Source organism: Achromobacter sp. (assembly GCF_032113835.1).
In the GTDB taxonomy this organism is placed as follows: domain Bacteria; phylum Pseudomonadota; class Gammaproteobacteria; order Burkholderiales; family Burkholderiaceae_B; genus Achromobacter.
In genome coordinates this window covers 1-8,589 of the sequence record NZ_DAMCTG010000138.1, presented here as the reverse complement: position 1 = coordinate 8,589, position 8,589 = coordinate 1, and the positions used below count along the sequence as shown (strand labels likewise).

General features: G+C 67.5%; 8 protein-coding genes and 1 pseudogene. 3 read left to right on the top strand and 6 right to left on the bottom strand.

The window, feature by feature from the left end; translation table 11 throughout:
* Window positions 1-291: pseudogene (locus RT697_RS26120) on the top strand (class I SAM-dependent methyltransferase); the annotation flags it as partial.
* A 68-nt stretch (window positions 292-359) separates the two neighbouring features.
* Here RT697_RS26120 and RT697_RS26115 read toward each other — a convergent pair.
* The 6 genes from RT697_RS26115 to RT697_RS26090 all read right to left on the bottom strand — a co-directional run bounded on the left by RT697_RS26115 (window position 360) and on the right by RT697_RS26090 (window position 6,983).
* Window positions 360-797: an NUDIX hydrolase gene (locus RT697_RS26115; RefSeq protein WP_313702544.1), complete on the bottom strand. Its 438-nt coding sequence runs from the start codon at window positions 795-797 to the stop codon at window positions 360-362.
* Between the two features lie 49 nt (window positions 798-846).
* A complete protein-coding gene (locus RT697_RS26110; RefSeq protein ID WP_313702543.1) occupies window positions 847-2,058 on the bottom strand; it encodes a hypothetical protein in 1,212 nt (403 codons plus the stop codon).
* A gap of 110 nt (window positions 2,059-2,168) precedes the next feature.
* Window positions 2,169-3,404 carry an ABC transporter substrate-binding protein gene (locus RT697_RS26105; RefSeq protein ID WP_313702542.1) on the bottom strand — a complete coding sequence of 412 codons (1,236 nt, stop codon included), beginning with the start codon at window positions 3,402-3,404 and terminating at the stop codon, window positions 2,169-2,171.
* A gap of 173 nt (window positions 3,405-3,577) precedes the next feature.
* Window positions 3,578-4,321 carry a GntR family transcriptional regulator gene (locus RT697_RS26100; protein WP_105238367.1) on the bottom strand — a complete coding sequence of 248 codons (744 nt, stop codon included), beginning with the start codon at window positions 4,319-4,321 and terminating at the stop codon, window positions 3,578-3,580.
* Window positions 4,322-4,334: 13 nt separating this feature from the next.
* Window positions 4,335-5,939 carry an AMP-binding protein gene (locus tag RT697_RS26095; protein WP_313702541.1) on the bottom strand — a complete coding sequence of 535 codons (1,605 nt, stop codon included), beginning with the start codon at window positions 5,937-5,939 and terminating at the stop codon, window positions 4,335-4,337.
* A 3-nt stretch (window positions 5,940-5,942) separates the two neighbouring features.
* On the bottom strand, window positions 5,943-6,983 hold the full coding sequence (locus RT697_RS26090) for a cyclase family protein (RefSeq protein WP_313702540.1): 1,041 nt from the start codon (window positions 6,981-6,983) through the stop codon (window positions 5,943-5,945).
* Between the two features lie 103 nt (window positions 6,984-7,086).
* Between RT697_RS26090 and RT697_RS26085 the strand changes: the two genes are divergently transcribed.
* Window positions 7,087-8,079 carry a tripartite tricarboxylate transporter substrate binding protein gene (locus RT697_RS26085; protein ID WP_313702539.1) on the top strand — a complete coding sequence of 331 codons (993 nt, stop codon included), beginning with the start codon at window positions 7,087-7,089 and terminating at the stop codon, window positions 8,077-8,079.
* The coding region (locus RT697_RS26080) for an SDR family NAD(P)-dependent oxidoreductase (protein ID WP_313702538.1) at window positions 8,076-8,589 on the top strand (514 nt) is incomplete at its 3' end. The genes RT697_RS26085 and RT697_RS26080, both read left to right, overlap by 4 nt.

Here is an 8,589-nt window from a genome sequence, read left to right as displayed (position 1 = left end):
GACCGCGGCCGGTTTGCGGACGCGTCGCCCGATGCGCCGTTCGTGGTGGACGGCGCCTACTACGGCCGTGAGCGTTTTGAAGGCGTGGAGTCGCGCAGCGGCCTGAGCATGCACTTCGCGGGCTGGTCGCTGCCGCTGCAGGACTACATGGGGGCGTTGGAGGCCGCAGGTCTGGCGATCGTCTCGCTGCGCGAACCGAAGCCGGACACGGCGCACAATGCGCTGCTCGCGCAATGGTCGCGCATTCCGATGTTCCTGTGGATCAAGGCGCGCGCCCTTTCTGGCGCTTGATGTAGCGCCATTTCCGGCGCTGGATGTCGCGCCATCCCTGCCGCTTGACGCAGCGCCATCTCCGGCGCTTAGCGCGCCGCCATCAGGTCGGCAGCCTTATGCGCCAGTTCCGCCACGCCGAAGCTCGTGGCCAGCGCGTGGGCATCTAGATCGGCCAGGGACACCCAGCGCGCGTCACGAGCGTCGTCGCCCGCGACCGGTTCGCCGGACACCCAGCGGCATAGCACCGCAATCAGGATGAAGTGGCGGCGCAGTGCGCCGGTGTCGTCGCGGTCGAAGACGTCGACGGCGTCGAAGACGTGCAGCGGTTCGGCCGTCACGCCGGTCTCTTCCAGCAATTCCCGCGCCGCCGCGTCAGCCAGCTGTTCGCCCGCGTCGATCTTGCCGCCCGGGAACGCCCAACGGTCCTGATCGGGTGGGTTGGCGCGGCGCACCAGCAGCACATGGCCGTCGCGCACGACGGCGGCGATGGTGGCGGCGATGGGGCGCGGGGCGGGCGGTGTCATGCGGGTCTCCAGCGGCAATCAGGCATCCGGCAAGGATACGCCGGTCCGTTCATACCTCTTCGATGCGTTGCTTGGGCGCAAACGGCGTGCCCAGATCGAGCAGCGCGTAGATGCGTTCGGTGATGCGCTGGCGCCGCGTCGGCCGGCCCATGCGCCACCGCATGTCGAGCCAGAAAAGCGGCAGAGCAAAGCACAGCCACACCAGCAGGAACATGCCCAGGATGAACAGCGCGACTTCCGGATAGTCGCCCTGCAATGCCTCGGGATCCATGAACCAGGTCAGGCCAATGAGGAACAGCCAGACCGCAAGCATCAACCCGCCGATAGCCTTGAGCATCGGCGCGCGCTGGTTCATGCCGACGCCGACCGGCGTGTCGCGGCCGAGATTGGCGCGGAATCGCAGATGGCACATGTAAGCGCGGCCGTCTTCCAGATTGCGCAAGGCATACACCGCATGCGGCTCGCCCGGCGCCGGCTGGGCATTGACCGCCATCTCGACTTGATCGTCCTGCGCCAGGAACGGCTGCCAGCTTCCCAGCGATTCATTGACCGTCATCAGGAACTGCCGGCCCTGGACGGAAAAACGATAGTGGCCGTAGGTCGGGCCCTTGTGCACGTGCCGCGTTTCATGCGTGATTTCGTCGAGCTGCCCCCGAATCAGGAGGAGCGGCGGATCGCCATCCTGCGTCAGCGCGGCCGGTTCCTGCCGCAGCGGCGGGGCGGTCGGCGCGGCCGCCATGGCCGCTGGTCGCCGGGTGGGATCGAACTGGGCTTCGCTGGCGAGGATGCGCGGCCGCTCGCGGCGGTTGTGCCAGAGGACGTGCACGGCGTTCGCGGCAAGCACCAGCGCCATCAACGCGATCACCAGCGCGAACACCATCAGGAAGACGCGCGGCAGCGTGGCTATCCCGGACAGCCACGCCGCGCCGAGGGCGATCACGCCCACGGCGCCGCAGATGGCGGCCTCGCGTCCGCTGCGCCGTTGCGCGGTCTGGTAGGTGAGCGGGGCAATGGGTTGGCCCTGCGCGGGCACGGCCCAGCAAAAGCGGTTCAGGCCATGCTCGGCCTCCAGCACGCCAATGCGCACGGCCGTGCCTTTGTCGTGAAAGCCGCGCAGCAGGGCGATGTGTGAGGGGTCCAGCCCGGACCCCCAGATGGTCTCCGCGCCGATCCGCAGGAAGACGTCATGTCGGTGGACCGGCGTTGCGAGCCGGATCTGGTCGATGGTTCCCTCGATGATGCGGGCGGCGCGTTGCGGCATGTCGGAGCGGCGAATGGCAAAGCGGCAAGGATAACGCGGGGGGCGTCACCCGCGTCACCCGCGGCGGATGCCATCCGCCGCGTCCGCCCGCCGCGGGAACGCCCGCCGCGCTACTTCTTGACCAGCGGGCAGGTCGACCGCGACAGCGGCATGAAGGCCTGATCGCCCGGCAGCGTGGCCACCAGCTTGTAGTAGTCCCATGGCCGTTTCGATTCCGACGGTTTCTTCACCTCGAACAGGTACATGTCGTGGACCATCCGGCCATCTTCGCGGATGCGGCCGTTGGTGGCGAAGAAGTCGTTGATGGGCGTCGCCTTCATCTGCTTCATCACCGCCGTGGGCTCGTCGGTGCCTGCCGCCTGCACCGCCTTCAGATAGTGCATGACCGACGAGTACGTGCCCGCCTGGCTCATGTTGGGCATCTTCTTGAGCTTGTCGTAGTAGCGCTGCGACCAGGCGCGGGTCTGGTCATTCATATCCCAGTAGAAGGCTTCGGTCAGCGTGAGGCCGGCGGCGGCGTCCAGGCCGATGGCGTGGATGTCGTTGATGTAGAGCAGCAGGCCCGCCATCTTCTGCCCGCCCTTGGTCAGCCCGAACTCGCTGGCCGCCTTGATGGCGTTGACGGTGTCGCCGCCCGCGTTGGCCAGGCCCACGATCTGCGCCTTGCTGGCCTGCGCCTGCAGCAGATACGAGGCGAAATCGCTGGAGCCCAGCGGGTGGCGCGAGGCGCCCAGCACCGTGCCGCCGTTGGCCTTCACGACGTCGGTGGCCGACGCCTGCAGCGTGTGGCCGAACGCGTAGTCGGCCGTCAGGAAGTACCAGCTCTTGCCGCCTTGCTCGACGGTGGCGCGCGCGGTGGTGTTGGCAAGCGACCAGGTGTCGTAGGTGTAGTGGACGGAATAGGGAGAGCACAGGTCGTTGGTGATGCGCTCGGTGCCTGGTCCGCTGAAGACGACGATCTTCTTCTTTTCCCGCGCCACTTCCAGCACGGCCAGCGCGGGCGCGGAGCCGGCGACGTCCATGATGGCGTCGACCTTCTGGACGTCGTACCACTCGCGCGCCTTGGCGGCGGCGATGTCGGCCTTGTTCTGATGGTCCACGACCAGCAGGTCTACCTTCTTGCCCAGCACGGTGCCGCCGAAGTCGGCAATCGCCATCTCGGCGGCGGTGGCGCTGCCCTTGCCGGTCACGTCGGCGTAGACGCCGCTCATGTCCAGGATCAGGCCCAGCCGCACCACGTCGTCGGAAACGGCGGGGGCGGGCGTCTGCGCGTGGGCGGTGGCAAGGGCCGCCGAGGCGAGGGCGGTCGTGGCGAACAATCGAACGAACGTGCTGCGGCACTGCATTGAAATCCGGGTCCTGTCGGCATGTCTCATGGTTGTCTCCCTGTGTGCCGGATTCTTTTCGGATATTGCGGGCGCTTATGTAGGTTTTATTTGCTGCTGCACCCTGTATGGTCGGACGGCGGCGGTCGGTGTCGGAAGTGCGGTGGTCTCCTGGGACGGGTTGGATGAAACGCTCAGCGGCTGGTGAGCAGGTCGAATTCCATCCGCACCTTGCGGAACGGAAACTCCAGCCGCGCGAAATACACGACGCGGCCGTCGATGCAGGCATAGCGGCGCAGCTCGGCCACGGGCGAAGACACGGGAATCTGCAGCGATTCGGCCGATTCCTGGCCCGCCTCGATCACATTGAGCACCTGGCGGGCCTCGGAAATGCGCGCGCCGTAGAACTGGTCCAGCACTGGGGCGACGGTGCTTTTCTGGATGCGGGCGCGGTGCTTCCGGAAGAGGCCGCTGTCCAGAAAGACCTCGCTGTAGCAGAAGGGGCCGGCGTCCGTCGTGTGAATGCGCCGCAGGTACTGGAAGCTGCCGCTGCGGTCCGCGCCGCACGGCATGCCCAGCGTGTCGGGCAGGGGCGAATCGGCGCTGGACTCCACGAGCGACACCGTGCCGAGCTGGTTGCTCAGTTCGACGGTTTCGGCCCAGGTCTTGGGAATGAGCAGCGTGGGCGTTTCCGGCAGCTCGGCGTTCACGAAGGTGCCGGAGCCGCGCGAGCGCCGGATCAGGCCGTCTTCTTCCAGCAGGCCGAACGCCTGGCGGATGGTCGCGCGCGAGATGCCGTAGGTCTCCATCAGCGATTCCAGCGGCGGGATCTGCTGGCCGGGCCGCCACGTCCGGTTCTGGATGTGGCTGCGGAACAGCGCGGCGGCCTGAAGGTAAAGCGGCTGGGGACTGCGCGAAAAAAGCTTGCGGGCGGGCATGGCGGGTCGGAGGTTATGTCGCGGAAGCCGAGAGCATAGCGTCCGCCATCTCGCGCAGCCGGTGCTTCTGGATCTTGACCGAGTTGGCGCTTTCGACCGACGGAAAGGCGTCCAGCACGGTGAAGCCCGCGGGCGCCTTGAAACCGGCCATCGCCGCCTTGCACGCCGCGGTCCAGCCGGCCGGGTCCGCCTGCGCGCCTTCCTGCAGCAGCACGAAGGCGTACGGCACGATCTTGCCGTTGCGCGTCGCGCCCACCACCTGGCAGGCGCGCACGCCCGGCAGCGTCTCGACGACCTGTTCGATTTCGACGGGATTGACCAGGAAGCCTGACAGCCGCAGCGAATCGCCCATCCGGGTCTGGAACACGAACTGGCGGTCGGTCAGCGTGTAGCCCAGGTCGCCGGTCTTGAAGTAGCCGTCGTCCGTCACGGCGGCGCGCATGGCGTCGGGATTGTCCAGGTAGCCCTGCATCAGGCTGGGCGACAGGATTTCGATTTCGCCGGACTGGCCGTGCGGCAGCACCTGGCCGCTCTCGGGATCGCGGGCGCGCACGCGGGCATTGGGATAGATGAGCGTGCCGCCGGGCTGGTGGCGGGCTGCCACATCGCCGTCGGCGGGGTCGCGCGGCTGACCGGCCACCAGCGCGATCAGTTCGCTGGAACCGTACAGGCCCGTGAGCGGCACGCCGGCGGCGCGGGCCAGGTCCAGCATGTTGTCCAGCGCGGGCGTGAAGCTGGCAAAGCCGAACAGCTGCACGGACGAAAACCCGCCGGGCGCGGCGGCCTGCATCATGCCGACCAGGGCCTCGTTGTTGGCGTAGGTGTGGGTGACGGCGTGGCGGGCAATGGCCTGCGCCAATTGGGCCGCATCGAACACGGGGGCGCACACGACGGGTACGCCGCGCGCCAGGCCGCCGACCAGCGTCGCAAAACCAAAGGCGCCGCAGAACGGCGCGCTGGCCAGCACGCAAGCCCGGTCGTCGTAGCCGAATGCCTGCGCAACCGCGGCGCCGTGGCGCAGCAGGGTCTTTTGATCGTGCAGGACGAACTTGGGTTTGGACGTGGTGCCGGACGTGGTGAAGCACAGCACGCCGGCATTGGCTTGTGCGACGGGGGCGGGATCGGCGCAGGCCAGCAGCGCGTCATACCGATGCACCGGTTTGCCGTGAAGCGATGCCGGAGGAAGTTCGTCGGGCCCGGCCAGCGCGACGGCGCCTTGCAACTGATCCACATCGACCGGCGCCACGCCATCGAGGATGCCCTGAAAGTCGATGCCCTTGAAATCCGGCCAGTACACCAGCCAGTCGGCGCGGCCGCGACCCAGGATGTCGGCCACCTCCACCGACCGGAAGCGCGTGTTGACGGCCAGCACCAACGCGCCCAGATGGGCGCACGCAAGAAAGGATTCGACCCAGGCCGCGCAGTTGGGCAGCCAGACGGCGACGCGGTGGCCGGGCTGCACGCCGATGCGGGACAGGCCCGCCGCCAGTGCGAGGCTGCGCGTGCGCAGGTCCGCGAAGCTGAGAGGCTGGTCGCGGTCGATCAGCGCAATGGCCTCGGGCTGGCGGGCGGCCAGCGCGTCCAGGTGGTCGGAGAAGGTCGAGTACGGCAGGGGCATGGCTTACACCGTGGCAATGGGCGTCACGGGCGAACCCACCGCGCCGGGCATGCGCAGCGGCGGGGCGGTCAGCAGGAACCGGCTGCGGCCGTTCGCGTGGAGCCAGTCGGCCAGATCCTTCAGATACCACAGCTCGGCCAGCGGCACGCCCAGCTTGAAGAGGCAATGGTGGTGCAGCGGCAGGATGGAATGGCCGGGGCCGGACGTGCGCGCCGGATACGATTCGACCGCATAGTTGTCGGCGCAGATGGCCGCGATGCCGGATTGCGTGATCCAGTCCAGCAGCGCGGGGTCGGCGCCGTCCAGCACCGCGCCCGTTTGCTCCAGTTTGTGCGGATCGGGCTGGCCCTTCATGGCCACGACGGCCTCCGCGAAGCCGGTCCGCAGCACCAGCATGTCGCCGGGCTCGGGGAGGGCGTCCTGCTCGCGCATGACGGCCTGAAGCTGCTCGTGGCCGACGATCGTGCGGCCCGGGCCGAAGGCGCGCGCCAGATCCACGAGCACGCCGCGGCCCTGCATGCCTTTTTCGGCATAGCGGCTGACGCTGAGCTTGCGCGCATAGGAGCCGCCCGGCGGGCAGCAGGCGGCTTCCGAGTTGTCCGGATCGGCGCCGCCAAACACGTCCACGCCGGCGGCGTAGCCGTTGTAGTAGACGCGGCGCGCCTGGCCGTCGCCCTGGATGTCGAACATGGCGCCCACGTGGCACAGGCCGTCCCACTGCGTCGAATACTGCATGGAGAGCGTGACCTGATCGTCCGACAGCACGTCGATGGCCTCGGGCTGCACCTGCGACATCGCAAAGTTCAGATAGGGCGTGCCGTCGCGGAAGGTGGGTTTGAGCGTGGGCGCGTGACGGCGCGGATTGAGCACGTTGCCGCCGGGCAAATCCAGCGGCAGCGACAGGCAGAAGACCTTGCCGGCGCGGACTTCGCGCACCGCCTGCAGCACCTTTTCCTCGGTCAGGAGGTTCAGGCGGCCCAGTTCGTCGTCCGGGCCGAAGTCGCCCCAGGTGGAACCTTCGGGGCGTTGCGTCCAGCGTTTCATCTGCTTGTCTCCTGTCGGTTTTTCATGTTCTTATGAATATAGTACGTATTTACGTACTTTAAAAAGAAATCCGCAATCAGCGGATTCGATAGGAGACGAGACCATGACGCAATTGCAGCATCCGCGCGCCGGATGGCGCATCGCCCTTGCCGCGCTGGCCGTTCTGGCGCTGCCTGCGGTCCACGCCGCAGGCTATCCCGAGCACCCTGTGACCGTCGTCGTGCCGTATCCGCCGGGCGGCGGCGCGGACCTCTTTGGGCGCGCCATCGCCAACGCGCTGCAGCCGGGGCTGAAGCAGACGGTGCTGGTTGAAAACAAACCGGGCGCGGGCGGCAATATCGGAATGGCTTACGTCGCCCGGGCGAAGGCCGACGGCTACACGCTGGGGCTGGGCACGATCGGGACGCAGACGATCAACCAGTTTCTCTACGGCAACATGCCGTTTGACCCCGAGCGCGACCTGGTGCCGATCGCGCTGGTGTCCACCACGCCGAACGTCATCGCCGTCAGCGCGAAGTCGCCCTACAAGACGGTTGCGGACGTGATCAAGGCGGCCAAGCAGTCGACGGACAAGAAGTTGACCTATGCGTCGCCGGGCATCGGTTCGTCGGTGCATTTGACGGGGGCGTACTTCGAGGCGATGGCGGGGGTGACGATGCTGCACGTGCCGTTCAAGGGCACGTCGGCGTCGCTGCCGGCGGTGGCGGGCGGGCAGGTGGATCTGCTGTTCGACAACCTGCCGGGCGCGCTGGCGCAGATCAAGGACGGAAATCTGGTGCGCGGGGTGGCTGTGACTTCTGCAGCGCGTGATCCGTCGGTGCCGGATTTGCCTACCGTTGCCGAGTCTGGATTGCCGGGTTTTGACGTGACGGCGTGGTTTGCGTTGTATGCGCCGCGCAACACGCCGGCGCCGGTGGTGGAGCAATTGATCAATGCGGCGCGCAGTGGACTGGCGACGCCTGCCATCGCCGCCAACTTCGCCACGATGGGCGCCAAGCCGGGCACGCTGTTCGGCAAGGATCTGGCCGCGTTCGAATCCGCCGAACGCAAGAAGTGGGGCGGACTCATCAAGGATCAGGGAATCAAAGCGCAATGAACACGCCCATCGCTCTTGTCACCGGCGCAAGCCGGGGAATCGGCCGCGCCATCGTGGCGCGGTTGATCGAAGACGGCTTTCATGTCGTCAATTTCAGCCGCACGTCGCCCGAGACACTGTTGCCGGGCGAGACCTTCCGCTCGGTGGATCTTTGCGACGCGGCGGCGACCGTCGCTGCGGGCCGGGAGTTGGCGGCGCAGCAGCCGGTGCTGCATCTGGTCAACAACGCGGGGATGATCCAGGTTGCCAATATTGAGGACATTACACAGGAGGAGCTGGCGCGGACGATGGCGTTGAATCTGACCGCGCCGATCCTGCTGATGCAGGCGCTGCTGCCGGGGATGCGGCAGGCGAAGTACGGGCGGGTCGTGAATATCGGCAGCCGGGCCGCGTTGGGCAAGGGCGGGCGGTCGGTGTATGGGGCGTCCAAGGCGGGTCTGGCGGGGATGACTCGGACCTGGGCGTTGGAGCTGGCGGGCGATGGCATCACGGTGAACACCGTGGCGCCGG

Bases quoted from the DNA above. Each gene is read 5' to 3' on its own strand.
- RT697_RS26115 (WP_313702544.1), bottom strand. From the start codon at position 797: ATGACACCGCCCGCCCCGCGCCCCATCGCCGCCACCATCGCCGCCGTC.
- RT697_RS26110 (WP_313702543.1), bottom strand. From the start codon at position 2,058: ATGCCGCAACGCGCCGCCCGCATCATCGAGGGAACCATCGACCAGATC.
- RT697_RS26105 (WP_313702542.1), bottom strand. From the start codon at position 3,404: ATGCAGTGCCGCAGCACGTTCGTTCGATTGTTCGCCACGACCGCCCTC.
- RT697_RS26100 (WP_105238367.1), bottom strand. From the start codon at position 4,321: ATGCCCGCCCGCAAGCTTTTTTCGCGCAGTCCCCAGCCGCTTTACCTT.
- RT697_RS26095 (WP_313702541.1), bottom strand. From the start codon at position 5,939: ATGCCCCTGCCGTACTCGACCTTCTCCGACCACCTGGACGCGCTGGCC.
- RT697_RS26090 (WP_313702540.1), bottom strand. From the start codon at position 6,983: ATGAAACGCTGGACGCAACGCCCCGAAGGTTCCACCTGGGGCGACTTC.
- RT697_RS26085 (WP_313702539.1), top strand. From the start codon at position 7,087: ATGACGCAATTGCAGCATCCGCGCGCCGGATGGCGCATCGCCCTTGCC.